This is a genomic window from Mobilicoccus sp. (assembly GCF_032060985.1).
GTDB lineage: Bacteria > Actinomycetota > Actinomycetes > Actinomycetales > Dermatophilaceae > Mobilicoccus.
The window spans coordinates 25093-51595 of sequence record NZ_DAMBGD010000015.1; the positions used below are offsets into that span (position 1 = coordinate 25093).

Sequence of the window (26503 nt, forward strand, 5' to 3'; positions counted from 1 at the left end):
ACGCGGTCGTGATGACAGCCACCTCGCCGCATTGCCGGCTGCGATCGTGCCCGCCTCTCGGTGGACCGTCAGATCGCCTCGCGGTGGCGGCGGGCGACGAGGGAGACGATGGCGTCGTGAGCACCGATCGCGCCGGTGGCGGCGACGCTGAGGTCGGCCGCGGTCGAGGCGAGGCGCCGGAGGAACACGCCGGGGGCGAGGAGGTGCGCGGCGAGGACGATGTCGGCGGCGCCGCGGTCACGCAGGGCGGCCACCGCCTCGATCGGCCTCGTCCCCGGCCCCGAGAGGAACGCCGCGGAGACCGGCACCCCGAGTCGCACGGTGAGCGCGGCGGCGACGCCCTCGACCTCGCCGCGCGCGTCGGCGTCGGAGGAGCCCGCGGCGGCGAGGACGACCCCGTCCGGGGCGGCAGCGACTTCGGCCACCCGCCCGGCGAGGGCGTCGAGCACCTCAGGCGCGTCCCCCAACCACGGCGTCACGAGCGCCGCCGGCAGGGCCGAGCGGACGGCGGTCGGGACGTCGTGACGCACGTGGTAGCCCGCGGCCAGGAAGAACGGGACGACGACGGGCGCCTCGCCGCGCCCGGGATCGTCCGCATACCGGCCGAGCACGTCGAGGAGTTCGGGACCGCAGACGTCGACGTAGGCGACCTCGGCCCTCACTCCCAGACGCTCAGCGGACCGCGCCGCCACCTCGACGGTGACGGCGCGGCCTGCGGGATCGACGGTGCCGTGGGCGGCGAGGACCAACGGTCGGGTCATGCGACGAGAGCCTCCACGTTCGCCTCGTCCTCGAGTTTCACCGCACGCTGGTGGCGGCGCACGGTCGTCGCGACGACGGCGACCACGCCGGCGAGCGCGAGGAGGCGGACGTGCACGGCGGCTCCCGCGTCCACGCCCATCCAGCTGAGGACGGCCCCGAGGTTGAGCGTGATGATGAGGCCACCGACGACGACGCCGAGGACCTGCGGTGGGAGCTTGCCGGCGAGACGTGCCGCGACCGGTGCCGCGACGACCCCGCCGAGCCCGAGCGCGACGATCGTCGCCCACGGCAGTCCCGCGAGACCGAGACCGGTGAAGAACCCGATGCTCGCGCAGACGGTGACGACGAACTCCGACGCCGAGACCGACCCGATGACCGTGCGCGGCGGCACCGGCGCCGTCGAGAGGAGCGTCGAGGTGACGACCGGACCCCACCCGCCGCCGCCCGTCGCGGTGACGAACCCGCCGACGAGGCCGAGCGGCGCGAGGAACCGACGGCGCATCGCCCTCGGCGACCCCGTCGTCGCGGCCCCCGGTCGCCGGATGGCGAACCGCAGGATGACACCCGCGCCGAGAAGGCAGAGCAACGTCGCCATCACCGGCTTCGCGGCGGCGGTCGACAGGCCCGAGAGGAGGGTCGCGCCGACGAAGGCGCCGATGCCGCCGGTCACCGACAGGCGGCGGACGATCCGGGTGTCGACGTTGCCGACGCGGTGGTGGCTGATGCCGGAGCTCAGCGTCGTGCCGAGCTGGGCGATGTTGCTGCAGGCCGACGCGAGGGCCGGGGTGAGGCCCGAGGCGAGCAGCAGTGTGGTGGCGGTGATCCCGTAGCCCATGCCGAGGGAGCCGTCCACGAGTTGGGCACCGATACCGGCGACGAACGACAGAAGGTGGTCGATCATGCGACGGCCTCCTTCGACGGCGGGGAGGAGCGGAGGGGACGCGCCTCGCGGGCGGTGACGCGCCCAGGGACCGGGCGGCGGCGAGCCCGGAGGTCGACCGCGCCCGAGGTGAGATGGGTGGCGGCGCAGACGGCGAGGTGGTCCTGCGCGGCGCCGCGCACGGCGACGGCGCGCCGCGGGTCGTCGGCCGCGTGCACGGCGAGCGAGATGGGGCCCGACTCCGTGTCGACGACGGCACGCGCCGGCACGCGGGCGGTCCCCAGACCGGCCTCACCCGCGGCGACGCAGAAGACGCGGGACCGCTCGGCGTCGGCGGTCACCCGGGCGTCGACGCCCGGATCACCGGTGGCGACGTGGACGAGCCAGGCACCCTCGAGGTCCGCCTCCCCCGCGTAGGCGCGGGGCTCCCACGAGACGCGACCGGGCATGGTGGCGGTGGCGCCGTCCCCCGGGGCGGCATGTCCCACCCCACCACGCTCGGCCCCCGGCCCGTGGGTCTCCCGGCCGGTGGTGCCGACGCTGGTCGCGTGTCCGGTGGTGCCGGCGCCGGTCGCGTGTCCGGTGGCGTCGCCGACGGCCTTGAGCCACGGTCGCCCGGTCGCGGGGTCCGCCTGCGCCTCGCCCGACACCGACCGCACCGCCGGTGACCCAGACGGCTCTGTGGAGGCTGTCGTCGACGTCTCCACCGCGGGCCCGGACGAGACGACGAGCGCAGCGATCTCCGGCGTGATCGTCGGGGCGATGAGGTGGACGTGCGCCCCCGCCGCAGACAGGTCGGCGACCCGGCGGGCGGTGACGGGACCGCCGCCGACGGCGACGACGCGCCGACCGGCGAGCGAGAGCCCGAGCAGGAACGGAGCGGCGCTCATGCCGCCGCCTCGGACTCGCCCGCCTCCGAGGCGGCCCGCGCTCCGTCGAACCCGGCGCCGACGAACCCGGCGGCGAGCGTCGCGCCGCTCGCCGGGTCGATGACGAGGAACGAGCCGGCCGAACGCGATTCGCCGTAGGGCTCGATCGGGAGAGGCTCGGCGAGGGTGAGGTCGACCCGGACGAGGTCGTTGAGCGTCGCCTCCGTCGCGGGCTCGACCTCGAGGGTCTCGACGTCGAGGCGATCCCCGAGTGCTCCGACGCGTGCGGGCACGGTGCGCGTGCCGTGCTTGACGAGCACGCGCGACCCCGGCCGCAGCGGAGAGGTCGCGAGCCAGCACACGACGCCCTCGATCCGGGTCTGCACGCTCGGCGCGTCGGCGGCGGACGAGAGGAGATCGCCGCGGGACACGTCGACCTGGTCGGTGAGACGCAGCGTCCCGGACAGGGGGGCCTCGGCACGCTCGACGGAGCGACCGGAGACGTCGATGCCCTCGACGGTCGTCCGGATCCCCGAGGGGAGGACGACGACCTCGTCGCCGACGGAGACGGCACCCGAGGCGACGTGCCCCGCGTAGCCGCGGTAGTCGACGTAGGCGGGGTCGACGGCGCCGTGCTGGGGACGGATGACGGTCTGCACGGGGAACCGGAATCCAGCGGCACGCTCCTCCGCCGCGGGGAGCGTCTCGAGGAGATCGAGCAGTGTCGGCCCGGAGTACCACGGGGTCCGGCTCGAGCGGTCGACGACGTTGTCGCCGTGCAGCGCCGAGACCGGCACGACCGTGAGCCCGGAGAGCCCGAGCCGCGGCGCGAGATCGGTGAGCTGCGCGGACACCTCGTCGTGCACGGCGTGGGCGTCGGCGACGAGGTCGATCTTGTTGAGGGCGACGACGACGTGGGGCACCCGCAACAGACCGAGGACCGCGAGGTGACGTCGCGTCTGCTCGACGACCCCGTTGCGGGCGTCGACGAGGACGACGACGGCATCCGCGCCCGAGGCGCCGGTGACGGTGTTGCGGGTGTACTGCACGTGCCCGGGGCAGTCGGCGAGGACGAACGAGCGTGCCGGGGTCGCGAAGTAGCGATAGGCGACGTCGATCGTGATGCCCTGTTCCCGCTCCGCTCGCAGGCCGTCGGTGAGCAGCGCGAGGTCGGCGAGTTCACCGGTCCACCCGCGCCGGCGGCTCTCGACGTGGGCCGCGGCGAGCTGGTCGGCGAGCACCGACTTCGTGTCGTGGAGCAGCCGCCCGACGAGGGTGGACTTCCCGTCGTCGACCGACCCGGCAGTCGCGAGGCGAAGCAACCCTCCGGTCGCGGACGGCACCTGTGTGGCAACGTGATTCGAGGACTGTCCGTCGAGGATGGTCACGGCTTCTCCGAGCAGGTCGTGGGGGGCTTCCAAGGGCGTGGTCACGGCGCTCATCAGAAGTAGCCCTCCTTCTTGCGGTCCTCCATGGCGGCCTCGGAGAGGCGGTCGTCGGCGCGGGTCGCGCCGCGCTCGGTGATCGTCGCGGCGGCGACCTCGGCGACGACGTCCTCGACGTCGCGTGCGTCGGACTCGACCGCGCCGGTGCACGTCGCGTCACCGACGGTGCGGTAGCGCACCGAGGCGGTCCGCACGACCTCACCGGCCCGGGGGACGACGTGGGCACCGGGCGTGAGGAGCATTCCGTCCCGCTCGAAGACCTCCCGCTCGTGGGCGTAGTAAAGGCTCGGCAGCTCGATGCCCTCACGGGCGATGTAGCGCCAGACGTCGAGCTCGGTCCAGTTCGACAGCGGGAACACCCGCACGTGCTCGCCGGGCGCGTGCCGCGTGTTGTACAGCCGCCAGAGTTCGGGGCGCTGGTTCTTGGGGTCCCACCGCCCGAAGGTGTCGCGCAGGCTCACGACCCGCTCCTTCGCGCGGGCCTTGTCCTCGTCCCGTCGGCCACCGCCGAAGAGCCCGTCGAACCGGCGGGCCTCGACGATGTCGAGGAGCGGCACGGTCTGGAGGGGGTTGCGGGTGCCGTCGGGGCGCTCGGCGAGGCGTCCGTCGTCGATGTAGTCCTGCACGGAGGCGACGACGAGTTCGATCCCGAACTTCTCGACGGTCGCGTCACGGAACTCGATGACCTCGGGGAAGTTGTGCCCGGTGTCGACGTGGACGACGGGGAAGGGCACCCGACCCGGCCAGAAGGCGAGCGCGGCGAGGTGGAGCATGACGACGGAGTCCTTACCGCCGGAGAACAGGAGCGCAGGTCGCTCGAGCTCCGCGACGGCCTCGCGGATGATGTGGACCGATTCGCTCTCCAGCAGGTCGAGCAGGTCCGGCGAGGGCGTCGCCGACGAATCGGCGGCCGGGGTCGCGACGGCGGTCATCGTGTCTCCTCGAGGGGGTGTGCGGTGGCGGCGGGGTGGAGTCCGCACTCGGTCTTGGCGAAGCCGGCCCAGCGGCCGGCGCGGGGGTCCTCCCCCGGGGCGACGCGGCGGGTGCACGGTGCGCAGCCGATGCTCGGGTAGCCCTGGGAGAGCAACGGGTTGACGGGCAGGAGGTTGCGCTCGGAATGCGCGAGGAGGTCGTCGAAGCTCCACGTGACGAGCGGGTTGATCTTGACGAGTCCGAACGCCTCGTCGTAGGTGACCAGGGGGGTGTCGGCGCGGGTCGGGCCCTCCTCCCGACGGACGCCGGTCACCCACGCGTCGTACCCCGTGAGCGCCTCGCGGAGGGGTTCGACTTTGCGCATCGCGCAACAGGCGCCGGGGTCGAGGTCGTGCAGGCGCGGCCCGAACTCGGCGTCCTGCTGTGCGACGGACCGGGGCGCCTGCACGTCGATGACGGTGACGTCGAGCGCGTCGGCCACCCGGTGGCGCGTGTCGATCGTCTCGGCGAAGTGGTAGCCGGTCTCGAGGAACAGGACGTCGACACCCGGTGCCCGCTCGGAGACGACGTGGGGCAGGACGGCGTCGGCCATCGAGCACGCGACCGCGAGCCGGGCGCCGAACGTCTCGGCGGCCCACGCGCTCACGGCATCGGCGAGGGTCGCCGGGGTGAGGTCGGCCTCGAGCGGCGCGAACCGCCGCGCGCCCTCCTCGGCGAGGGCGCGGAGTCGGCGCTCCCGGTCCTCCGGGGCCTCGGTCGTGGGGCCGGGGGTGAGGGTGGTCGTCATCGGAGCTCCTCGTCGTCGCTGCGACGGACCCACGCGGAGAAGGTCTCGTCGGGGGTGCGGGTGGTGACGTAGCGGCGCACGATGCGCTCGACGTAGTCGGGCAGGCTCTCGGCGGTCACCTTGAGACCGCGGACGGTGCGGCCGAGCCCGGCCTCCTCGCGGCCCTCGGAGGCGAGTCCGCCCCCGAGGTGCACCTGGAAGCCCGGCACCGAGGCGCCGCCGTCGTCGATCATCTGGCCCTTGAGGCCGATGTCGGCGGTCTGGATGCGGGCGCAACTGTTGGGGCACCCGTTGATGTGCAGCGTGATCGGCCGGCCGAGCTCGGGCTCGACATCGGCGAGCCGGCGCTCCAGCTCCGCGATGGCCTGGGCCGCCGTCGCCTTCGTCTCGACGATCGCGAGCTTGCAGAACTCGATGCCCGTGCACGCGATCGTCGACCGGCGGAAGGGCGAGGGCCGCGCCGTGAGGCCGAGGTCGGCGGCACCGGCGAGCAGGTCCTCGACCCGCTCCGGGTCGACGTCGAGGACGACGACCTTCTGGTGCGGGGTGAGGCGGACCCGGGCGGACCCCGCGGCCTCCGCGAGGTCGGCGAGACGCGTGAGGGCGGTGCCGCTGAGGCGTCCGACCGTGGGGGCGAACCCCACGTAGCGGCGTCCGTCCTTCTGCTCGTGGACGCCGACGTGGTCGCCGGGGGTCGTCGCGACCGCGGGCGCCGGGCCGTCGGGCAGTCGGCGGTGCAGGTACTCCTGCTCGAGGACCTCACGCATCCGCTCCGCGCCCCAATCGGCGAGGAGGAACTTCATGCGGGCCTTGTGACGCAGGCGCCGGAACCCGTAGTCGCGGAAGATCGAGGCGACGGCGTACCACACCTCGGCCACCTCGTCGGGGGCGACGAACACACCGAGCCGTTCCCCGAGTCGCGGTGCGGTGGACAGGCCCCCGCCGACCCAGAGGTCGTACCCGATACCGAGCTCGGGGTGCCTCACGCCGACGAAGGCGACGTCGTTGATCTCGTGGACGACGTCGAGCGAGGGGTGCCCCGTGATCGCGGTCTTGAACTTGCGCGGCAGGTTCGCGAGCTCGGGGTCGCCGATGAACCGCTGCCGGATCTCCTCGATCGCCGGGGTGGGGTCGATGAGCTCGTCGGCGGCGATGCCCGCGACCGGGGACCCGAGGATGACGCGCGGGGTGTCGCCGCAGGCCTCCGTCGTCGACAGGTCGACCTCCTCGAGGCGCCGCCAGATCTCGGGGACGTCCTCGACGCGCACCCAGTGGTACTGGACGTTCTGCCGGTCGGTGAGGTCGGCGGTGTCACGGGCGAACTCGGCCGAGAGCTCGCCGACGACGCGCAGCTGACGAGTCGTGAGCGCACCACCGTCGATGCGCACCCGCAGCATGAAGTAACGGTCCTCGAGCTCACTGGGCTCGAGCTGGGCCGTGCGGCCGCCGTCGATCCCGGGCTTGCGCTGCGTGTAGAGCCCCCACCAGCGAAAACGGCCATGGAGGTCGTCGTCGGCGATGGAGTCGAAGCCCTCTCGTGCGTAGACCGTCTCGATGCGCTCGCGCACGTTGAGGCCGTTGTCGGCGGCCTTGAACTCCTCGTTGTGGTTGAGCGGCGCGCGGCCGTCGACCGCCCACTGCCCCTGGGGCTTGCCGGAGCGGGACGGGCGGACGCGTGCGGGAGTGTCGATCGACATGAGACCAGACCTTCGAGGACGGGGACGTGGAGGCGTCGGCGCGGGACACCCCGACGCGGGGCGTCGAGGTGCGCAGGGCGCCGGGGGACACGGCGATACGGGGCGCGGGTGGGCGAGGACGTCGGCCTCGGGTGCAGGGGCCTCGCGCAGGGGTGGGCGCGAAGGGCCGTTCACGCGCGACTGGGCCGGAGGACCGGGGTCAGCGGCGACAGCAGCACATCGGCATTCGGCGGTGGAGCCGAGGAGCCGGTGCCTGGGGCCGCGTGAGGCGGTGGTCCGGGAAGCGCATGACAAACATCATGCGGCGTTATCGGTTGGAAAACAAATTGACGTGATGTGTCGAGCATCTCTCCGCGCCTCCCCGTGGGGCCCGACGCCCACAGGCCCTTGGTCCTGCGAGCGGCCGACCACCGGTGATGTCCTGATGGGCGGGCCGTTCGTCAGCCACGACCAGATGGCTGCGACCCGGAGGCGAGGCGCTCGGATGACACCACTACTGCACGAACATCGCACCGACGCAGCCATGGAGCCTCATCTGCAGACGTTCCGGCGCACCCTGGACGCCTACCCGGTGGGCACCTGTCCACTCGCCATGGAGCTGACGATGCTCCACAACGCGAAGACGCAGTCGTGCGGCAAGTGCGTCCCCTGTCGCGACGGGCTCCCCCAGCTCGAGGGGATGTTGCAGTCGCTCCTCGACGGCGACGGGGAGCCCGCCGATCGGGAACGGCGCCTCCAGGAGATGCGGGCCCTCGCCGAGCTCGTTCGCGACACCTCCGACTGCGCGATCGGCTACCAGCCGGCAACGGTGCTGCTCGGCGCGATGACGACGTTCGAGCGCGAGTTCGACAGTCATGTCCACGACACCAGGTGTCTCACCGACCGTCGTCCGGTCGTGCCCTGCGTGAGCCTCTGCCCGGCCCACACCGACGTGCCCGGTTACATCGCGCTCATCGAGAAGGGCGATCACGCCGCGGCGATCAACCTCATCCGCGAGAACAACCCGCTGCCCTCGGCGTGCGCGCTCGTCTGCGAGCACCCCTGCGAGATGCACTGCCGTCGCCGCCTCATCGACGAACCGATCAACATCCGCGGGCTCAAGGAGTACGCCGTCGACCACGCGCCCGGCGACGAGGTACCCGTCCCGACACGCGGCCCCGCCACTGGGCGGCGGATCGCCGTCGTGGGCAGCGGACCGAGCGGCCTCACCGCCGCCTGGTTCCTCGCCCTCATGGGCCACGAGGTCGTGATCTTCGAGGCGAACGAGAAGCCCGGCGGGATGCTTCGGTACGGCATCCCCGGCTACCGGTTCCCCAAGCACCGTCTGGACTCCGACATCGCGGGGATCCTCGCGCTCGGCACGATCGAGATCCGCTGCGGAGTGCGCATCGGGCGGGGAACCTCGCTGCAGGACCTGCGGGAGGAGTACGACTCCGTCTACGTCGCCATCGGGGCGCAGGCGGGCCTCACCCTCGACATCGAGGGCGGTGACGCCGAGGGCGTGATGTCGGCGGTCGACGTCCTCCACGGACTGGCCGAGGACGACCGGCCGGACTTCCGCGGCAAGCGGGTCGTCGTCATCGGCGGCGGCAACGTCGCCATGGATGCGACGCGCACGGCGATCCGCTGCGGCGCTGAGCACGTCCACGTCGTCTACCGGCGGCGGCGCGAGGACATGACGGCCCTGCCGCACGAGATCGTGGGTGCGGTGCGCGAGGGGGCGCGGCTCTCGGCGTTGTTCGCCCCGACGCACATCGAGAAGGACGATCGCGGGGCCGTCGCCGCGCTGTGGGTGCAGCCCCAGATGCCGGGGCCGCACGACCACGCCGGTCGGCCCACCCCCGTTCCCGCCGACAAGCCGGCCGTGCGCCTCCCGGCCGACGTCGTCCTCATCGCCGTCGGCCAAGGGATCGAGAGCACCCACTTCGCGGAGTCCGCACTTCCACTCGACCGGACCCGCCTCGTCGCCGACGACACCGGCCGCGTCCTCCCCCACGTGTACTCCGGCGGCGACTGCGTCAGCGGTCCGTCGACGGTCATCGAGGCGATCGCCGCGGGCAAGGTCGCCGCGTACGCGATCGACGAGGAGCTCGGCTACCACCACACGATCGACTTCGGGATCGAGGTGCCGCACCCGGGCCCGAACAACCGCGTGCCCACCGGCCGGGTCGAGGCGCCGCTGCGCGAACCCGACCTCCGACGCACCGATTTCGACTATGTGGGCGAGCGCATGACGGCCCAGGAGGCCGGCCAGGAGGTCTCCCGCTGTCTGCGGTGTGACCACTACGGCAGCGGAGCACTCGTGGGAGGACGGTCCTGACATGACGACGACGATTCCGCCGCTGGTCGCGGCGACGAACGGAGAGCACGTCCTCGCGGGCGCCGCGGCCGCGCCGACCCCGAGCACGGTCGACCTCCTCATCGACGGTCGCGAGGTCCAGGTGCCGGGCGGGACCACGATCCTCGCCGCGGCCCGCGCGAACGGGCGGCGCATCCCCACCCTGTGCTGGCTCGACGGCGTCAACCAGACCGGCTCGTGCCGGCTCTGCGTCGTCGAGGTCGAGGGACGCGACGAGCTCGTCACCGCCTGCACCGCGGTCGTCGAACCCGGCATGCGCGTGACGACGACGAACCCGCGCATCCGGGCGACCCGCACGGGCCTGCTCTCGCTGCTCATGGACAATCACCGCGAGCACTGCTTCGACTGCGTCAAGGCCGGGGACTGCGAGCTGCAGGATCTGGGCGAGGAGTACGGCGTGCCCGCGGACTCCTCGCTCGGGCGCAAGGGTCGGGTCGACCGCAACCGCACGCTGCTCGAGGGGCACCCGTTCCTCCGGTTCGACCCGACGCTCTGCGTCACGTGCGAGCGCTGCGTCTCGATGTGCGCCGACGTCGTCGGGCGCCACGCGATCGGCACCTTCAAGGAGGGCCGCCACACGATCATCGACGCCCCGTTCCACGAGGGCTGGCGCACGACGCTGTGCGAGTCGTGCGGCAACTGCGTCCAGGCGTGCCCGACCGCGGCGATCACCGACCTGCGGCGACACACCTACCGGATCCGCGAGGTCGAGACGGTGTCGACGACGTGCCCGCACTGCGGCACCGGCTGCCAGATCGACCTGCGCGTCAAGGACAACCGCATCGTCGACGCCGTCGGTGGCGACGGCCCGGTCAACCACGGACTTCTCTGCGCGAAGGGACGCTCGGGCTCGATCGACTTCGTCCACTCCCCCGACCGGATCCGCACCCCGCTCATCAAGAACCACGACACGGGTGAGTTCGAGGAGGCGAGCTGGGAGGAGGCCCTCGACCTCATCGCGCGAGAGTTCACCCGTCTGCGCGACACCTACGGGCCGAACTCGCTCGCCGGGTTCGCCTGCAGCCGGTCGCCGAACGAGGACATCTACCTCACGCAGAAGTTCGTCCGCACGTGCCTACGCACGAACAACGTCGACAACTGTGCGCGGATGTGTCACTCGGCGTCGGTGGCGGGGCTCGCGATGACGCTGGGGTCCGGCGCGATGACGAACCCCGTCGCCGACATCACCGGCGACGTCGACGCCATCCTGCTCGTCGGGTCCAACCCCGAGGAGGCGCACCCCGTCGTCGGCATGCAGATCCGACAGGCCGTGCAGCGCGGCACGCGTCTCATCGTCGTCGACCCGCGCGAGATCGACCTGTGCGCCGACGCCGACCTGCACCTCCGGGTGCGTCCGGGCACGAACGTCGCGTTCGCCAACGGCATGCTCCACGTGATGATCGAGGAGGACCTCGTCGACCACGCGTTCATCGCGCAGCGCACCGAGGGGTTCGAGGCGATGAAGGCACTCGTCGCCGACTACACCCCCGAACGCGTCGGGGAGATCTGCCACATCGACCCCGACATGCTCCGCGAGGCCGCGCGCTTGTACGCCGGAGCGGAGCGCGCGCCGATCATCTACTGTCTCGGCGTCACCGAGCACTCCTCGGGCACCGAGGGCGTGATGAGCCTGTCGAACCTCGCGATGGCGACAGGCAAGCTCGGCCGTCCGGGATGTGGCATCAACCCGTTGCGCGGCCAGAACAACGTCCAGGGCGGGTGCGACATGGGCGCCCAGCCCGGCGACTTCCCCGGCTACCAGAAGGTCGCCGCCGACGGCGTCGTCGAGAAGTTCGAGCAGGCGTGGGGTGTCGAGCTCGACCACGAGCCGGGGATCATGGCGACCGACGTCCTCGCGATGGCGGCCCGCGGTGAGATGAAGGGGCTGTTCAGCTACGGCGAGGACCCCGTGCGCACCGACCCCGACACCGCGCACATCATCCGGGCGATGGAGAACCTCGAGTTCTTCGCGATCATCGAGCTGTTCATGACCGACACGGCGAGGCACGCCGACGTCGTCCTCCCGGGGTTGAGCTTCGCAGAGAAGACCGGCACGTTCACCAACACCGAACGGCGCGTGCAGATGGTGCGGCAGGCCGTGGTCCCCGAGCCGGGGATGCGCCCCGAGACCGAGGTCCTCGCCGATCTCATGCGCCGCATGGGGTACCCGCAACCGACCCTCACGCCCGCCGACATCATGGACGAGATCGCCTCGGTGACACCGAGCTTCGGCGGCATCTCCCACGAGCGCCTCGAGCGCGGCGAGAGCCTGCAGTGGCCCTGCCCGACCCCGGACCACCCGGGCACGCCGATCCTCCACATCGGCCGGTTCACGCGGGGCCTCGGGCGGTTCTTCCCGGCGCCGTACCGCCCGTCGGCGGAGGTCCCCGACGCCGAGTACCCCTTCATCCTCATGACGGGTCGGATGCTCTACCACTACAACAACGCGACAATGACGATGCGCGCCCCCGGTCTCGCGGAGATCAGCGGGTCGTCCTACATCGAGCTCAACGCCGACGACGCCCACCGGATGGGTGTCGCCGACGGTGATCGCGTGGCCGTCGCCTCCCGCCGTGGCCGCATCGAGACCACCGCCCGCATCGGCACCCGTGTCTCTCCCGGCGAGACGTGGATGCCATTCCACTTCGCCGACGGCGCCGTCAACGAACTCACCAACGCCGCCCTCGACCAGTACGCCCGCATCCCGGAGTACAAGGTCTGCGCGGTGACCGTCGAGCCCACAGCCCCCTGACCCCAAGACCACCGCTCGAGTGGGGCGGGTCGCCGCTCACCGCGCCGGGGTCGACCAGGTGGCGAGGTGGTGGACGGCGGCGCCGACGGAGTCTTCCCGCGCCATCCTCGCAGCCACGATCCGGGCTCGGTCCCGGACGCGCTCGTCGTCGATCACCGTTGCGGCGGCGCGGATGTCGTCGCTCGTGACGTGTCGTCGGTCGAGCGGCCTGCACGCGATGCCGAGCTCGGCGAGCCGACGCGCCCAGAAGGGCTGGTCCGCGGCGAACGGGACGGGGATCGACGGGATGCCGGCCCGCGCGACCGCGTGCGTCGTGCCCGCCCCGCAGTGATGGACCGCCGCGGCGCAGCGGGGAAGCAGCCACGTGTGCGGTGTCGGCCCGATGACGTGGACACGCGAGGCGTCGAGACCCCACTCCCTCGGATCGACGTCGCCCCACCCCGGGTGGACGACGACGCGACGCCCGGCGAGCCCGTCGACGACGGCGCGCAGCAGCGACGCGGTGCCGGCCATGCTCCCGAATCCGACGTACACCGGCGGCTCTCCCGCCTCGAGGAACGCGGCCAGGTCCGGCGGCGGTGCCCATTCGGGGTCGTCGAGATGCCAGTCGCCGCAGACGGCGACGTTGGACCGCCAGTCCGCGGGCGTCGGCAGGAGCGCCGGGGAGTACCCGAAGAGCACCGGCACGTCGTTCCACACCGCACGGAACCGCCCCAGACCACGCCGGCGGCGGGCCCGGGCGACGGGACGCCACCAGACCGCCGACATCATCCCGGTGGCGACGTGGTGGGTGAGGAGGTTGAGCCGGGCGGGCGGAACCCCCGGCGTGACGAGTGAGGGAAACGCCCGGGTCGGCGCGAGGGGGAAGGCGGCTGCCGCCGCGAACCGCACGCCGTGGCCCTCGGCGGCGGTCTGCGCGGCCCACACGGTGAGACCACTGCCGACGACGACGTCGGGCCGGTGCTCCTCGATCGCCGCCTCGATGGTTGCCACCCACCGCTCGGTGTGGGCGCGGGCGATGTCGCCGAAGAACGCGAGTCCCGCGAGCCCGCCGTCGCGGGTTGCGCGCGCGAGAGCCTCCTCGGCCCGTCCGCCGCTGAGGTGGGCGCGGAAGTCGGCGTCGAGTTCGCGGTAGGGAAGGCCGAGGTGGGCGGCGGACTCGGCGCCGCTGCGGTCGAGGCAGACCGCCGCCCCATGCCCCCGCGCGGCCATGCCCGCCGCGAGGGCGAGGAACGGTCGGGTGTCACCCTCGGATCCCGACCCGGCGATGACCACCCGCACGACGACTCCCCTTCTCGTGGCGGCAGTGTGTGGCCGCCGTCCACGGGCAGTCTGACGGCTCGGGAATCCCGCCGCACCACGACTCTCGGCGAGAGACCGGCCTCGGGGTGAGTCGGCGTCGGCGCGTGACGGCAGGAGCGACACGGCGGGTGAAGACGCCTGCTCGTCCGGGTGGCGGCGGCCACGTGCCGGCCCGGCTCAGACGCCCGGGGCCGTGCCCTCGACCGGGGACGGCAGCGGCGCAGATCCACCCCGCACGGCGCGGGTGGTGAGAGGTCGACCCCCCTCAGCCTGCCCAGAAACTCCGGACGCGCTCGCCCACCGCCTGCGCCTGGGCGAACCCGGCGCGGAACGACGGCTCGGAGGTGGCCGGGTCGAGCACGTTGGTGCCGAACGCACGCAGGCTCGCCTCGTCGGCCTGGACGACGAGGACCTGTGAGCCCCGGTCGCGAAGATCCGCCGCAGCCACGTCGAGCACGGGCCCGTGCGGCGCCGCAGGCCCCTCGGGGGCACAGGAGACGACGAGCACGCGATCATGTCCCGCGGCGACGTCGGCGTTCGTCGTCGAGCGCATGCCGCCGTCCATGTAGAGGCGGCCCTCGATGGGGACGAGCGGGAACACACTGGGGACGGTGCAGCTCGCCGCGACCGCATGGACGAGGTCGACGCCGTCCTCGGCCCCGAAGGTGCGCAGTGCGCCGTCCTCGGCGTCCACGGCCGTGACGGCGAGCCGACCCTGCGGCCACTCCTTCGGCAGGCGTGCCCCGATGCGGGTGAGCCACGCCTCGAGCGGGGTACTCACGGGAGTCCGGCGGGCCCACTCGCCGATGCGGGCTCGGACCTCCTGCTCGGAGCCGCCGCCGCGGGCCGCCTCCCGCATCGCCTCGAAGAACGCGATGCCGTCGAACTCGAGGACTTCCTGCGCGGGAGTCGCACGGCCGGGCGCACCGTCGGCGGTGGCGGCCCCGCCCTCGGCGAGGTGGGCGGGCCGGGCGGCGGCAGCTGGGGACGTCGCGGCGAACCGCTCCGCGAGCCGCTCGGGGGTGAGCCGACCGTCACGGAGCGAGACCGCGACGCTGGACCCCGCGGAGGTGCCGACGACGAGGTCCGCCGCGTCGAGGTCGATGCCCGCCTGGAGGAGCCCGGCGAGCAGGCCGCTCTCCCAAGCGATTCCGGCGACGCCACCCCCACCGAGGACGAGGGCGCGGGACGGGGTGGTGGTCATGGGTCCTCCTGGGAGGTCGGCGGGTGGAGCGGTCAGCCCCAGAACTCCGTGATGCTGTCGGCCACCGCCTGCGCCTGGGCGAGCCCGGCGAAGAACGAGGGCTCCGCGGAGTCGGGATCGAGGACGTTGGGGCCGAAGGCACGACGACTCGCCGCGTCGGCCTCGACGACGATCACCTCCGAGCCCTCGGCCTGCAATCGGACGACGGCCTCGTCGAGGACGAGCCCGAACTTGCTCGAGTCGCCCTCCGGGGAACAGGCGACGACGAAGACACGGTCGTGACCGGCGGCGACGTCGGCGTTCGTCGCCGAGCGCATCCCGCCGTCCATGTACGGGCGGCCGTCGATCGTCACGAGCGGGAAGACCGTCGGCAAGGTGCAGCTCGCCGCGACGGCGCGCGGAAGGTCGACGCCGTCCTCGGCGCCGAAGGCACGGAAGGACCCGTCGACCGCATCGACGGCCGTGATCGCGAGACGCCCCTGCGGCCAGTCCGCCGGGAGGCGGGCCGCGATCTGCCCGACCCACGTCGACTCGTCCAGGTCGACGGTGGCCGAGCGGGCCCACGCACCGAGATGCGCGCGGACGGCCTCGTGGCCGGCGACGCCGCGGGTCGCGGCGGCCATCGCCTCGTGGAACGCGAGCGACTCGTACGACTGCGACCCCTCCGTCTGCGGGAGGGCGCCACCCGCGCCGTGCTCCACCGCCTCCTCGGGGGCGGCGAGGGCCTCCTGGAGGTGCTCGGGCGTGAGACGTCCGGCACGCAACATGACCCCCACGGAGGACCCGGCGGACGTGCCGACGACGAGGTCGGCCGCCGCCAGGTCCACACCGGCCTCCATGAGGCCGATGAGCAGTCCGGACTCCCAGGCGATCCCGGCGACACCACCCCCACCGAGCACGAGGGCGCGGGACGGGTGGGCGGCGGTGTCGGTCATGCGGTCTCCTTCGGGGGGGCGCCTTCGGTGGGAAGGACACGTTCGATGTCGTCGGCCAACGTGGCCGGTGCGACGGTCGGAGCGTAGCGCCGCACGACGGCGCCGCTCGGGTCGAGGAGGAACTTGGTGAAGTTCCACTTGATCGCGCCGCCGAGCACCCCGCCCCGCTCACGCTTGAGCCAGGCCCACAAGGGGTGGGCGTCGGCGCCGTTGACGTCGACCTTCGCGAACATCGGGAACGTCACACCGTAGGTGCGGGTGCAGAACTCGCCGATCTCCGCGGCCGACCCGGGCTCCTGGTGGGCGAACTGGTCGCACGGGAACCCGAGGATCTCCAGGCCACGGCCCGCGTACGCGTCGTACAACGCCTGCAGGCCCTCGTACTGCGGGGTGAGGCCGCACCGGCTCGCGGTGTTGACGACGAGCACGGCCTTGCCCGCGTAGTCGGCGAGGTCGCGGTCCTCACCGGTCAGCGTGGTGGCGTGGAAGTCGTGGAGGGTGGTCATCAGTCGTCGACGACGGTGACCGTGACCTCGACGTTCCCCCGCGTGGCGTTGCTGTAGGGGCAGACCTGGTGGGCACGGTCGGCGAGCTGCTGGGCCTCGTCGTGGGGCAGCTCGGGGACGACGACCTCGAGAGCGACCTCGAGGCCGAACCCGCCACCCTCGATCTGGCCGATGCCGACCTTGGCGCCGACGCTGGAGTCGCCGAGCTTGGCCTTGGCCTCGCGGGCGACCATCTGCAGGGCGGAGTGGAAGCACGCGGCGTAACCGGCGGCGAAGAGCTGCTCGGGGTTGGCGCCCTCGCCGTTGCCGCCCATCTCGCGCGGGATGGCGAGGTCGAGGTCGATGCGCCCGTCGGTGCTGCGCACGTGACCGTTGCGGCCGGCGCCGGTGGCGAGGGACTCTGCGGTGTAGACGACGTTCATTCCGATTCTCCGTTCCGACCCGTGAGGGTCCGACGTTCGGTGGACGCGACGAGGCGATGCGCCAGGTCGCGGAGCGTGCCCGCCTCCTCGGCCGAGAGGTCGACGAGGGGGACGAGGCATCGCTGGACGTCACCGGCGCGGGCACGCAACTCGCGGCCCTCCGGTGACAGGTGGACGGTGACCGTGCGGGCGTCGGACTCGGCCCGGCGCCGCGTGATGACGCCACGCGACTCCATGCGCCGCAGCAACGGCGACAACGTGCCGCTGTCGAGGTGCAGCCGGGTGCCGAGGGCACCGACCGACAGTCCGTCCTCCTCCCACAGGGCGAGCAGGACGAGCCACTGCGGGTAGGTGAGGTCGAGTTCGGCGAGCACGGGGCGGTAGGCGCCCTGCGAGGCCCGCGCGGCGGCGTAGAGCGCGAAGCACAACTGGTTCTCGAGGGTGATGTCCGGCTCCACCCCTGAATAATTGCACACAACTTAATTGCGCGCAAGGGATCGGCCGGTCTTGATCGGTGCGGTGCTGGAGACGAGGTGCCGACCGGCCACGTGGTGTCACGTCCGCGCCCTCCTCCCGCCGAGAGTGGCACCAGCGCGCGGAGAGTGCCTCCCCGCCCGCCGGCGGGAGCCCGCGAAGGCGCGGTGCGTCGACATTCCTCGAGAGGCGCCATGTCCGACGAGACGGAGTGGTGTCATGGAGGACATGACCAACTCGCTCCTTCAGCCCTCGAGGCTGCCCTTCGCCCTCCCCGACTACGCCTCTCTCACCGACGCGGACTACCGCGAGGCGCTCGAGGTGGGGATGGCCGAGCAGCTCGCCGCGCTGCGGGAGATCGCCCACGACCCCGAACCGCCGACCGTCGAGAACGTCCTGCACGCCTGGGAGGCGAGCGACGCGACACTCACGCGGGCGTCGAACGCGTTCTGGGTCGCCCGGTCCGCCGACACCTCCCCCGAGCGCGACGCGATCGCCGAGGAGGTCGCCCCGCTGCTCGCCCAGCACTCCGACGCGATCACCCTCGACGCCGACCTCCACGCCCGACTCCGGGCGCTTCGCGAGCGCGCCGACGCCGGCGAGGTCACGCTCGACGAACAGGACGAGTGGCTCCTCACCCAGCGCCTCCGCGCCCACGAGAGGGCGGGGGTCGCGCTCTCCACGGACGCCCAGGCCCGTCTCCGGGAGCTCAACACCGCCCTCGCCTCCGCCGAAAACGAGTTCGACCGCCTTCTCGTCGCCGGGCGCAACGCCGCCGACGTCCACGTGACCGAGCGCAGCGATCTCGACGGGCTCACCGAGGACGACGTCGAGGCCCTCGCCGAGAACGCCCGTGCCGAAGGCAAGGACGGGTGGGTGATCCCGATCGTCAACACGACCGGTCAGCCCGTCCTCGACACCCTCGCGAACCGCTCGCTGCGCGAGACGATCTTCCGCGCCTCGATCGGGCGCGGGCTCGGTGGGGAGTTCGACACCCGGCCCACCCTCCTGCGCATCGCCCGGTTGCGGGCCGAGCGGGCCGCCCTCCTCGGGTACGACCACCACGCCGCATACGCCCACGAGGACACCTGCGCCGGGTCCACCCCGGCCGTCGACGAGCTGCTCGCAAGCCTCGCCCCGGGCATCGTCGAGCTCGCCGGGCGGGAGGCCGACGCACTGCGCCGGCGCCTCGCCGACGTCGATCCCGACGCCATTCTCGAGCCGTGGGACTGGCAGTACCTCGCGTCACAGGGCGCAGGCGAGGCCGGCATCGACCCCGAGAAGCTCAAGCCGTACCTCGAGTTCGGGCGCGTCCTCACCGAGGGCGTGTTCGCCGCCGCGACCGCGATGTACGGCCTCACCTTCACCGAGCGCCCCGACCTCGTCGGCTACACGCCCCAGGCACGTGTCTACGAGGTGGCCGAGGAGGACGGCACCACGCTCGGCGCGGTCGTCCTCGACCCCTACACGCGCCCGACCAAGCGAGGGGGCGCCTGGATGACGTCGATCGTCGAGCAGTCCCAGCTCTTCGACACCGCGCCCGTCGTCACGAACACGTGCAACGTGCCTCCGCCGGCCCCGGGCAGCCCGAGCCTCATGACGTGGGACAACGTCATCACCCTGTTCCACGAGTTCGGGCACGACCTCCACGGCCTGCTCTCCGACGTCCGGTACCCCTCGCGCTCCGGCACCTCCGTGCCGCGCGACTTCGTCGAGTTCCCCAGCCAGGTCAACGAGATCTGGGCGTTCGAACCCGCGCTCATCCGACGGTTCGCCGTCCACCACGAGACCGGTGAGCCGATTCCCGACGCCTGGGTCGACGCCCTCGTCGCCGGCCGCACCAACCCCGCCTACGACACCCTCGAGCTGCTCGAGGCGATGATCCTCGACCAGGCCTGGCACCAGGCCCGCCCCGAGGACCTCCCCGAGGGGCCCGACGACGTCGAGCAGTTCGAGGCCGACGCCCTCGACCGCGCCGGGGTGTCCTTCCCGCTCATCCCCCCGCGCTACCGGTCGACGTACTTCAGCCACATCTTCGGTGGCGGCTACGCGGCGGGGTACTACTCCTACCTGTGGTCGGAGGTGATGGACGCCGACACCGTCGCGTGGTTCCGCGAGCACGGCACTCCCGACTCCCCCGGCGGCATGACCCGCGAGGCCGGGGAGCGCTTCCGCCGCGACCTCCTCGCCAAGGGCGGGTCGGTCGAGTCGACCCGGACCTACCGCCGCTTCCGCGGTGCCGACCCCCAGGTGAGCCACCTCCTCGCCCGATTCGGCCTCACCGACTGACCGCACTCCTCACAGCGAGACCGCCCCACCGCGCGCCGTGCGCTCGGTGGGGCGGTCTCATCGTCGTGGCGGGTCAGCGGTGCAGCCACCGGCCCAGTGAGCGCCCGGCGGGGGCGATGAGCCCGGCGACGATGCTGCCCGCGACATCGAGGGAGTCCTCCTCGTGCGACCCCGGTTCGCCCGCGAGGGTGCGAACGAACCGTTCGACGAGGGGCTCGGACACGCGCTGCGCGATTCCCCCGCCGAGATCGACGGGCGCGCCCATGACCTCCAGGCGCGTCACCAGCTCCACCCGGGTGCGGTCCTCCCCGAGGGCCGTGAGGTGGACCCGCGGCGCGATCGACGCCCGACCGAATCCCCGACGCTCGCCGCCCCTGGCCTCGAGGGCGGCGACGTAGGCCTCGCGGTCGGCCTCGGTCATCCGGCCGCGGCCGTCGTAGGTGAGGGTGAACGGGCCGATCCTCGTCGTGAGGAGCCCGGTGAAGTCGTCACCGTCGACCGAGGTGATCTCCGCCCCGGGGAACGCGCGACCGACGCGCCTGACGTCGGTGAAGGCCTCGTACATCTCCGCCACGGGCGCCTGGACCTCGTGGACGTGCCTGAGCTTCACCGCATCCTCCTGTGCTGTCGAAAGGCGGGGCGTCGACCTCGATGCACCCGTGCATCACGAGTGTCGCGGCGCGGCGCTCGCCGCGCATGTCACCCGGATGTGGGCTGCGACACGGCCGCGGACCCCGGCCCGGGGGGGCCGAGGTCCGCGGCGGGGTCGTGGGCCATGGGCGGCTGGTCGATCAGGGGCGTGGAGTGGTGGTGTCAGCGGTGATCGTGGCGCGCGGGCACGTCGTCACCGGCCCCCTGGCTCCGACCGTGGCCCGGGACGCGCCGGCCCTCGCCACCGTCACGCTCGACGACGGCCTCCTCACGCGCGAGTTCGGCCGAGACGTTCTCGGTGGCGCTGACCGTGCGGCGGCTGATGCGGACGCGCTCGACCGGGACGGTCTGCACGGTGACGACGGGCTCCTCCGCGTGGAGGACGATCTCGTAGTCGCCGTCGTCGGTGCGCCGGAGGCCCCGCAGGGAGTCCCCGTCACCGGCCGGGGCGTCGAGGTGGTCGCCGTCCACCGTGGGTTCGACGTCGGCCGCGTCGAGGTTCGACGTGTCGTGATCCTCGATGATCTCGAGTTCCTCACGGCGGACCGTGACGACGACGGTGCGTTCCTCGGTGACGACCCGCTTGCGGAAGATGACCCGCCCCGAGGGGACGCGTTCGGTGCGGACGCGCATCTCCTCGGCGTGCAGGATGACGTCGCCGGCCGCCTCGCGGTCGGCGTCGCGCAGGGCGTGCGCGTCGTCGTATGTCGCACCGTCCCGGTGGTCGTGGGCGTGGTCGCGGGGTGTGTCGGGGCCGGCGGTCATGGCTTCACTCCTTCGGACGAGGCGACGAGGTCTTCTGAGAGAGTCCCACGCCTCGACGCCCCCGGCGACCGGAGCGGGCCCGATCGACGAGGCACCGCCGCTCCGTCGTACGTCGATGGGCCGGTAGAGCCGGACCCGGCACGCGGTGCCGCGACACTGCTGGTCAGAAGGCCGACGATGTCGTGGCTCCCGTCCGCCTCTCATCGATGTACGACGGAAGGGCGCGCGTGACGCCGGGCCCGACCGCGGACGCCCGCCCGGCCTCACTCCGAGACGACGACGACGATCTTGCCGGAGGTGTGTCCGTCCTTGCTCAGGGTGAAGGCGTCGGCGGCCTTCTCGAAGGGGAACACCTCGGCGACCTCGACGCTGAGCCGCCCGTCGTCGACCAGCCGGGAGAGGTGGGTGAGGTCCTCGGTGTCGGGACGCACCCACATCCACTGGCCGCCTGATCCGAGCACCTCGGGGTCGGCGATGGACCCGTGGCGGCCACCCTCCGCGAGGACCGCGGTCGTCACGTCGACGACGCCTCCGACGAAGTCCGCGACGACGTCGACACCCTCCGGCGCGAGTTCGCGTACGCGGTCGGCGAGTCCGTCGCCGTACGTGACGGGCTCGGCGCCGAGCTCGCGGAGCATGTCGTGGTTCTTCTCCGACGCGGTGCCGATGACCCGAGCCCCGAGCTCGCGCGCAAGCTGCACCCCCATGCGTCCGACACCACCGGACGCGCCGTGGATGAGCACCGTCGTGCCCTTCTCGACGCCGAGTCGGGTGAGGACCTGGTGAGCCGTGAGTCCCGCGAGCGGGAGGCCGGCGGCCTCGTTCCACGAGGCGGACGCCGGCTTCGGCGCGGCGCACCGCACGGGGACGGTGACGAACTCGGCGAAGGTGCCTCCGTGCACGACGTCCTTGCGGGCGTAGGCGACGACCTCGTCACCGACGGCGTACTCCGGGGTGTCGATGCCGACCTGCTCGACGACGCCCGCGACGTCCCATCCCGGAACGACCGGGAAGACCGCGTCCATCATCGCGTCGAGACCACCGGCCATGATCTTCCAGTCGACGGGGTTGACCGACACCGAGCGGACCCGCACGAGGATCTCCCCCGGCCCGACCTTCGGCACGGGAGCCGTCGTGACGGTCAGCACCTCGGGGTCGCCGTAACGCTCGTAGGTGACGGCACGCATCGTGTCGCTCATCATCACTCCTCACTGCCGAACCCGGGCGGCTCGGCCAGCCCCCGCAACCGGTCCCCGGGGTGAGGTATTCCGGTCCCCGCCCCGCGGCGGCGGCGCCCGTGCGGCGGGCGTGGTTCAGCTCACGCGGGCGGGCCTACGCTGACGGCATGACGACGGCACACCGCGGGACCGAGGGCAGGCCCCGCGTCGGCGGGAGTGACGGCAGCGGCCACGACGGCGGCAGACACGACGGCCGCACACACGACGGCCAGGCGAACGATGCCGGCGGACGCCGCCGCGGGGACGGGCGTGCGACCGGCGAGACCGGCGAGACCGACATGTCACCCCCGACCGGCGGGAGCGACCGCGACGCGACCGTGCCCGAGCGCACACCCGACGGGCGGTACCTCGTGATCGCCGGGCGCCGTTGGCGGGCGAGCGATCCCGGCATCCCGGAGAAGCTGCGGGTCGAACTCGTCGAGGAGCTCATGGCGGCACGACGGCTCGTCCGCACCGAGCCGACCGCGGCGCGACCTCGGGTCCAGGACGCGAAGGTGGCCCTCGGCGAGCGAGGGGAGGAGTGGTGGTACCCCACCGATGCGGGACGCCGCGTACGCCTCGGCGCAGCGATCCGGGCGCTGCTGCGGCACCGGGGCGGCACGACGATCTGCCCGAGCGAGGCGGCACGAGTGGTGGGCGGGGACGACTGGCGCGACCTCATGCCCATGACCCGCGACGTCGCCGCGGAGCTGGCGGCCGACGGGGTCCTGGGCGTGCAACAGAAGGGCGTCGACGTCGACCCGGCGACCGTGACCGGCCCCGTCCGCCTCGCCCCGCGTGACCTCGCCCCTCGGTCCTGACCACCGTGTCGCCACCGCGGACGGCGGTGCCGCGGCCCACGCGGTGCCGTCCCGCGCGCTCGCCCACGCCCTCGAAGTTCGCGGGCGCCGGGCCCCGGGTGACCTCGGCGCCATCCCGGAGCCGCGCCGCGGTACACGGGAGCCGCGCCGCGGTCTCCGGGACATGCGTGAGTCACCGCGGCGACCTCCCCGAACGCTCGACACGTGACGGCGCATGACGCATCCCGTGGACCGGGACCGACCGCGACGGCGCACGACTCCACCTCGGGCCCGCACCCACGCACCCGACCCGCGACGGCGGCGGAGTCGAGCGGACGTCTCCCGACACCGGCGAGGGCCCGAGGGCCGAGGGCGACCCACATGTCGATCCCGGACCGGTGCCGGCCTCCCCGGTGGCCTCCTTCCATGTCGCCGAGCACGTCCACCGACAAGCCCCGGACACGACCCGGCCCGGCACCTGCGGGGTGCCGGGCCGGGTCGAGCACGCGCGTCGACGGGTCGTCGACCGGTGGTCGCGTCCGGGGACCGACGGGTCGGCCCGAAGGTCGCGCGCGGAGATCAGCGACCGAGGTCGGTGAACAACGGGTGGTCGGGGCGGCAGATCCTGTCGGTGGCGGGAAGTCTGCCGCTGAGGAGGTAATCGTTGCGCGTCTTGCTGGCGCATCCGCTCACATCGAGGGTGGCGTGGCCCCAGCCGGGCACGGTGACCAGCCGCGATCCGGGGGACATCGCATGCATCGCCCGGGCGCCGGAGAACGGCGTCGCGGGGTCGTGCGCCGTCGTCATGACCATGAGTCCGCCCGCCGGACGCGCCGTGAACGGACCCCTGTAGGCGCGGGCCCCCTTCGCCGGCCACCCCGGGCAGACCGAGGACGCCCACGTCCACAAGGGACCGAACCCCGGGGCGCGTCGGTCGGCCATCGCACCGGCGCGGATCCACGCCGCCGGATCGGTCGGGTTGCGCGTCTCGCCGCAGACGACCCCCTCGAACATCGGGGACCAGGTCGGCGGGGCCTCCTCCTCCGGCGGCTCGGGGGTGGGCGGGTCGTAGCCGATGCGTTCCTTGCGGTTGCGCCGGTCGCGCTCGACGACCTTGGCGTAGGCCCGGGTGAGCGAGGCGGCGGGCTTGGTCTTCTTCGCCGCGGGATCATCCGCCGCCACCCGGAACTCGTGGACGAGCGCGAGCAGGTCAGGGATGGCCTCGGGGTCGTAGAGGGACCCCAGGGTCATGGCGATGAGCAGGTCGTAGGTGAGCTCCGTGCCCTCGTCCCCCGGCGTCACCGTGACGACCTTGTCGCGCATCCGCCCCGAGACCGCCGCCCAGTCGTCGCGGATCGTGTCGTGCTCCCGGCAGGCGGTCGGCCCCACGGCCTCGCACTCGGCGATGGCGGACATCAGAGACTCCTGCGCGCCGATGTCGCTGCGGAGTCGGGTGGTCACCGGGATGCTCCGCGCCTCGTTCCCCCGGCCCGTCGCCCACGCGACCGGGTCGAGGACGCCGTCGATCACCATCGTGCGCACGTTCCGGGGGTAGAGGTTGGCGTACGTGGCGCCGAGGTAGCTGCCGTAGGAGACGCCGTAGTAGTTGAGCTTCTTCTGCCCGAGGGCCGCGCGCACGAGGTCCATGTCGCGGGCGACCTCGGCCGTGGTCATGTGCGGGAGGATCCTCGGTTTCGAGGTGCGACACAGGTGGCGGAGGAACTCGTTCGCCGCGAGGAACTGAGGCGCCTGCTGCGCCCGCCACGGGAACATCACGTCGGTCGTCGGCATCGTCTCGCCCTTGACGCCCTCGCAGATGGCGAGGTCGGAGCCGCCGACCCCCCGAGGGTCCACGCCGACGAGGTCGAACCGTGCCCGCACGTCCCGACCGAGGATCTGCGCGAACATCGGCACCGCCGTCACCGAGGACCCGCCGGGCCCACCCGGATTGACGAACAGCACACCGAGCTTGCGTTTCTGGTCGTCGGCCGGGCGACGCGAGATCGCCAGAGTGATCGTGCCCTTGCGCGGGTCGGCGTGGTCGAGGGGCACGTCGAGTGCGCCGCACTGCATGGAGCCGCATCGCCTCCACGTGATCGGCGCCTTCGCGGGGGGAGGCGCCGGGGTCGTCGTAGGCGCAGGAGCCGGGACGGGGCCCGTGGGGCTCGGCGTCGGGGCGGGCGTGGCCGGGGTCGGCGGGGGTGCGGGTGTCGGCGCGGCCGCGCCTGCCGGAGCGGTGGCCGCCATCAGCGGCGCGGTGGCGAGAGAGGCGACTCCGAGACCGGCGACCAACCGGGAGCGGAGGGTGTGACGATCCATCGGGAGCTCCTTGACGGGGATCGGCGTGATGCGCCCATCAGAGCACCAACACGGGCGCCGAAGGGCCCGAACCCGTTTCTCGACAACGCCTCCCGGCCAGAATCATCCTCGAGGATGACGTTCGGCCCCGTCGCTCGACCGAACGGGGACCCCGCGACGGCGGGGCGGCGGCTCCGGCCTCGGCCACGGCGGCGCGTGTCGAGGTGCCCCGCCTGTCCTGCGGGGCCTGTCCTCCGGGGGCCGGTCTCGTGGACCGCACGGCTGCGTCCCCGCGCTTAGACTCGCCGGGTGGCTGCCGAGAACACTTCCAATCCGGGCGTGTACCTGCTCATCGCGATCAGCATGCTGCTGATCCTCGGTCCCCAGGCATGGACGCTCCTCACCGGTGGGCGTCTCGAACCCGTGGGCTGGTTCATCCTCGTGAGTTCGACGCTCATCCTGGCCATGGCCCTGTTCCTGTTCACCCGGTCCCGGAGCACGGCGAGTCACTGACCGACCACGCGCCCTCGACCGGCAGCGGCCCGCGTCGACCGGCCTCGTGGCGCACCACCGGGATCCGCCTCATCGCGAGGCGGGGCGCACCTGCCCCGTCCTGCCCGCGAGCGTCCAGTAGTCGTACAGCCCCACCGTGCGCAGACTCGCGAGGTAGGACACGGGGTCGGTGGGGTCGAGCCACACGACGCGACCGCCGATCGGTGGGTGCTCCCCGTACGGGGCGTAGCTCGTGGTGAGGAGGACGAGGTCGACGGCGGCCGACCAGTCGGCCTGCACCCCCGGTGCGTCGGGGAGTTCGAGCAGCAGCGAGGCACGCTTGTCGGCCTCGAGGAACTGCACGAGGGCCCGGTCGTCGGCGTCGGACCTGTCGAGCCGACCCTGCAGGGCGGCGGCCTCGATCCGTTGCCGCTGCGCCTGGAGCGCGGCGTCGGCGGCGTGCGACACGAGGGCCTCCCCGCGGGCGTCCTCGGACATGTCCGACCAGCCCTCGACGAGCTCGGCGAGGACCTCCTCGGCGGTGTCGGCGTACACCGTGCTGCCGTCACGCAGGGTGAGGACGTGGGACCACTCCGATCCGTCCGCCCTGGTGGGGACGTACCCGCAGCACCCGGCGTGAAAGTTGCGGAAGCGCATGGGTCCA

The 26503-nt window shown here is 72.8% G+C and carries 23 protein-coding genes; 5 read left to right on the forward strand and 18 right to left on the reverse strand.

Translation table 11 applies throughout. The features are described 5' to 3' along the window. Positions 1–68 precede the first annotated feature (68 nt). From RT054_RS11895 to RT054_RS11925, 7 genes are read right to left on the reverse strand one after another with little or no spacing between them, the layout of a single operon-like run. On the reverse strand, positions 69–761 hold the full coding sequence (locus RT054_RS11895) for a CbiX/SirB N-terminal domain-containing protein (RefSeq protein WP_312720035.1): 693 nt from the start codon (positions 759–761) through the stop codon (positions 69–71). After that, complete coding sequence (locus RT054_RS11900; RefSeq protein WP_312720037.1) at positions 758–1663, reverse strand: sulfite exporter TauE/SafE family protein; 906 nt, start codon at positions 1661–1663, stop codon at positions 758–760. Before RT054_RS11900 ends, RT054_RS11895 begins: the two co-directional genes overlap by 4 nt. Next, positions 1660–2532 carry an NAD(P)-dependent oxidoreductase gene (locus RT054_RS11905; protein WP_313023772.1) on the reverse strand — a complete coding sequence of 291 codons (873 nt, stop codon included), beginning with the start codon at positions 2530–2532 and terminating at the stop codon, positions 1660–1662. Before RT054_RS11905 ends, RT054_RS11900 begins: the two co-directional genes overlap by 4 nt. Then, a complete protein-coding gene (locus tag RT054_RS11910; protein ID WP_313023774.1) occupies positions 2529–3953 on the reverse strand; it encodes a GTP-binding protein in 1425 nt (474 codons plus the stop codon). The genes RT054_RS11905 and RT054_RS11910 overlap by 4 nt, the downstream gene beginning before the upstream one ends. Beyond that, positions 3953–4888, reverse strand: coding sequence for a sulfate adenylyltransferase subunit CysD (gene cysD, locus RT054_RS11915; protein WP_312720043.1), 936 nt, complete (start codon positions 4886–4888; stop codon positions 3953–3955). Before cysD ends, RT054_RS11910 begins: the two co-directional genes overlap by 1 nt. After that, positions 4885–5676 (reverse strand): phosphoadenylyl-sulfate reductase, encoded by a 792-nt coding sequence (locus RT054_RS11920; protein WP_313023778.1) that lies wholly within the window; start codon positions 5674–5676, stop codon positions 4885–4887. The genes cysD and RT054_RS11920 overlap by 4 nt, the downstream gene beginning before the upstream one ends. Next, positions 5673–7373 carry a nitrite/sulfite reductase gene (locus tag RT054_RS11925; RefSeq protein WP_313023781.1) on the reverse strand — a complete coding sequence of 567 codons (1701 nt, stop codon included), beginning with the start codon at positions 7371–7373 and terminating at the stop codon, positions 5673–5675. The genes RT054_RS11920 and RT054_RS11925 overlap by 4 nt, the downstream gene beginning before the upstream one ends. A 523-nt stretch (positions 7374–7896) precedes the next feature. On the opposite strand from RT054_RS11925, the gene RT054_RS11930 reads away from it, so the two are divergent. Beyond that, positions 7897–9693: an NAD(P)-binding protein gene (locus tag RT054_RS11930; protein WP_313023783.1), complete on the forward strand. Its 1797-nt coding sequence runs from the start codon at positions 7897–7899 to the stop codon at positions 9691–9693. A gap of 1 nt (position 9694) precedes the next feature. Then, positions 9695–12484 carry a formate dehydrogenase subunit alpha gene (gene fdhF / locus RT054_RS11935; RefSeq protein ID WP_313023785.1) on the forward strand — a complete coding sequence of 930 codons (2790 nt, stop codon included), beginning with the start codon at positions 9695–9697 and terminating at the stop codon, positions 12482–12484. 36 nt (positions 12485–12520) lie between these two features. On the opposite strand, the gene RT054_RS11940 is transcribed toward fdhF, so the two are convergent. The 6 genes from RT054_RS11940 to RT054_RS11965 all read right to left on the reverse strand — a co-directional run bounded on the left by RT054_RS11940 (position 12521) and on the right by RT054_RS11965 (position 17311). Then, complete coding sequence (locus RT054_RS11940) at positions 12521–13765, reverse strand: glycosyltransferase (RefSeq protein WP_313023788.1); 1245 nt, start codon at positions 13763–13765, stop codon at positions 12521–12523. 286 nt (positions 13766–14051) lie between these two features. Further along, the gene (locus tag RT054_RS11945) at positions 14052–14990 is read right to left on the reverse strand and encodes a patatin-like phospholipase family protein (RefSeq protein WP_313023790.1); all 939 of its coding nucleotides are present in this window, start codon (positions 14988–14990) and stop codon (positions 14052–14054) included. Between the two features lie 32 nt (positions 14991–15022). After that, a complete protein-coding gene (locus tag RT054_RS11950) occupies positions 15023–15925 on the reverse strand; it encodes a patatin-like phospholipase family protein (protein WP_312720054.1) in 903 nt (300 codons plus the stop codon). Beyond that, on the reverse strand, positions 15922–16431 hold the full coding sequence (locus RT054_RS11955; RefSeq protein ID WP_313023794.1) for a glutathione peroxidase: 510 nt from the start codon (positions 16429–16431) through the stop codon (positions 15922–15924). The genes RT054_RS11950 and RT054_RS11955 overlap by 4 nt, the downstream gene beginning before the upstream one ends. After that, a complete protein-coding gene (locus RT054_RS11960; protein WP_312720057.1) occupies positions 16431–16853 on the reverse strand; it encodes an organic hydroperoxide resistance protein in 423 nt (140 codons plus the stop codon). Before RT054_RS11960 ends, RT054_RS11955 begins: the two co-directional genes overlap by 1 nt. Further along, positions 16850–17311, reverse strand: a complete 462-nt coding sequence (locus RT054_RS11965; protein ID WP_312720058.1) for a MarR family transcriptional regulator — start codon at positions 17309–17311, stop codon at positions 16850–16852. The genes RT054_RS11960 and RT054_RS11965 overlap by 4 nt, the downstream gene beginning before the upstream one ends. Before the next feature lie 235 nt (positions 17312–17546). Here RT054_RS11965 and RT054_RS11970 point away from each other — a divergent pair, with 235 nt between their 5' ends. Further along, the gene (locus RT054_RS11970) at positions 17547–19616 is read left to right on the forward strand and encodes a M3 family metallopeptidase (RefSeq protein WP_313023798.1); all 2070 of its coding nucleotides are present in this window, start codon (positions 17547–17549) and stop codon (positions 19614–19616) included. 73 nt (positions 19617–19689) lie between these two features. Here the strand turns inward: RT054_RS11970 and RT054_RS11975 are convergent, their stop codons facing one another. The 3 genes from RT054_RS11975 to RT054_RS11985 form a co-directional block, all read right to left on the reverse strand. Beyond that, positions 19690–20226: an SRPBCC domain-containing protein gene (locus RT054_RS11975; RefSeq protein ID WP_312720062.1), complete on the reverse strand. Its 537-nt coding sequence runs from the start codon at positions 20224–20226 to the stop codon at positions 19690–19692. Between the two features lie 203 nt (positions 20227–20429). Further along, positions 20430–21032, reverse strand: coding sequence for a DUF2382 domain-containing protein (locus RT054_RS11980; protein WP_313023802.1), 603 nt, complete (start codon positions 21030–21032; stop codon positions 20430–20432). 263 nt (positions 21033–21295) lie between these two features. Beyond that, a complete protein-coding gene (locus RT054_RS11985; RefSeq protein WP_312720074.1) occupies positions 21296–22219 on the reverse strand; it encodes an NADP-dependent oxidoreductase in 924 nt (307 codons plus the stop codon). 158 nt (positions 22220–22377) lie between these two features. On the opposite strand from RT054_RS11985, the gene RT054_RS11990 reads away from it, so the two are divergent. Next, on the forward strand, positions 22378–23070 hold the full coding sequence (locus RT054_RS11990; RefSeq protein ID WP_313023805.1) for a DUF3253 domain-containing protein: 693 nt from the start codon (positions 22378–22380) through the stop codon (positions 23068–23070). 558 nt (positions 23071–23628) lie between these two features. Here RT054_RS11990 and RT054_RS11995 read toward each other — a convergent pair. After that, entirely contained in the window at positions 23629–25368 is a 1740-nt protein-coding gene (locus RT054_RS11995; protein ID WP_313023808.1) for an alpha/beta hydrolase, read from the reverse strand. Between the two features lie 288 nt (positions 25369–25656). Between RT054_RS11995 and RT054_RS12000 the strand changes: the two genes are divergently transcribed. Further along, positions 25657–25860: a hypothetical protein gene (locus tag RT054_RS12000; protein WP_313023810.1), complete on the forward strand. Its 204-nt coding sequence runs from the start codon at positions 25657–25659 to the stop codon at positions 25858–25860. Positions 25861–25929: 69 nt separating this feature from the next. Here the strand turns inward: RT054_RS12000 and RT054_RS12005 are convergent, their stop codons facing one another. Beyond that, the gene (locus RT054_RS12005) at positions 25930–26496 is read right to left on the reverse strand and encodes a hypothetical protein (RefSeq protein ID WP_313023812.1); all 567 of its coding nucleotides are present in this window, start codon (positions 26494–26496) and stop codon (positions 25930–25932) included. Between the last annotated feature and the right edge of the window lie 7 nt (positions 26497–26503).

Coding starts and splice junctions, on each gene's coding strand:
- RT054_RS11970 (WP_313023798.1), top strand. CDS start 17,547: ATGGAGGACATGACCAACTCGCTCCTTCAGCCCTCGAGGCTGCCCTTC.
- cysD (WP_312720043.1), bottom strand. CDS start 4,888: ATGACCGCCGTCGCGACCCCGGCCGCCGATTCGTCGGCGACGCCCTCG.
- RT054_RS11945 (WP_313023790.1), bottom strand. CDS start 14,990: ATGACCACCACCCCGTCCCGCGCCCTCGTCCTCGGTGGGGGTGGCGTC.
- RT054_RS11980 (WP_313023802.1), bottom strand. CDS start 21,032: ATGACCGCCGGCCCCGACACACCCCGCGACCACGCCCACGACCACCGG.
- RT054_RS11910 (WP_313023774.1), bottom strand. CDS start 3,953: ATGAGCGCCGTGACCACGCCCTTGGAAGCCCCCCACGACCTGCTCGGA.
- RT054_RS11995 (WP_313023808.1), bottom strand. CDS start 25,368: ATGGATCGTCACACCCTCCGCTCCCGGTTGGTCGCCGGTCTCGGAGTC.
- RT054_RS11900 (WP_312720037.1), bottom strand. CDS start 1,663: ATGATCGACCACCTTCTGTCGTTCGTCGCCGGTATCGGTGCCCAACTC.
- RT054_RS11905 (WP_313023772.1), bottom strand. CDS start 2,532: ATGAGCGCCGCTCCGTTCCTGCTCGGGCTCTCGCTCGCCGGTCGGCGC.
- RT054_RS12005 (WP_313023812.1), bottom strand. CDS start 26,496: ATGCGCTTCCGCAACTTTCACGCCGGGTGCTGCGGGTACGTCCCCACC.
- RT054_RS11950 (WP_312720054.1), bottom strand. CDS start 15,925: ATGACCGACACCGCCGCCCACCCGTCCCGCGCCCTCGTGCTCGGTGGG.
- RT054_RS11960 (WP_312720057.1), bottom strand. CDS start 16,853: ATGAACGTCGTCTACACCGCAGAGTCCCTCGCCACCGGCGCCGGCCGC.
- RT054_RS11955 (WP_313023794.1), bottom strand. CDS start 16,431: ATGACCACCCTCCACGACTTCCACGCCACCACGCTGACCGGTGAGGAC.
- RT054_RS11985 (WP_312720074.1), bottom strand. CDS start 22,219: ATGCGTGCCGTCACCTACGAGCGTTACGGCGACCCCGAGGTGCTGACC.
- RT054_RS11895 (WP_312720035.1), bottom strand. CDS start 761: ATGACCCGACCGTTGGTCCTCGCCGCCCACGGCACCGTCGATCCCGCA.
- RT054_RS11920 (WP_313023778.1), bottom strand. CDS start 5,676: ATGACGACCACCCTCACCCCCGGCCCCACGACCGAGGCCCCGGAGGAC.
- fdhF (WP_313023785.1), top strand. CDS start 9,695: ATGACGACGACGATTCCGCCGCTGGTCGCGGCGACGAACGGAGAGCAC.
- RT054_RS11925 (WP_313023781.1), bottom strand. CDS start 7,373: ATGTCGATCGACACTCCCGCACGCGTCCGCCCGTCCCGCTCCGGCAAG.
- RT054_RS11990 (WP_313023805.1), top strand. CDS start 22,378: ATGACGACGGCACACCGCGGGACCGAGGGCAGGCCCCGCGTCGGCGGG.
- RT054_RS11930 (WP_313023783.1), top strand. CDS start 7,897: ATGGAGCCTCATCTGCAGACGTTCCGGCGCACCCTGGACGCCTACCCG.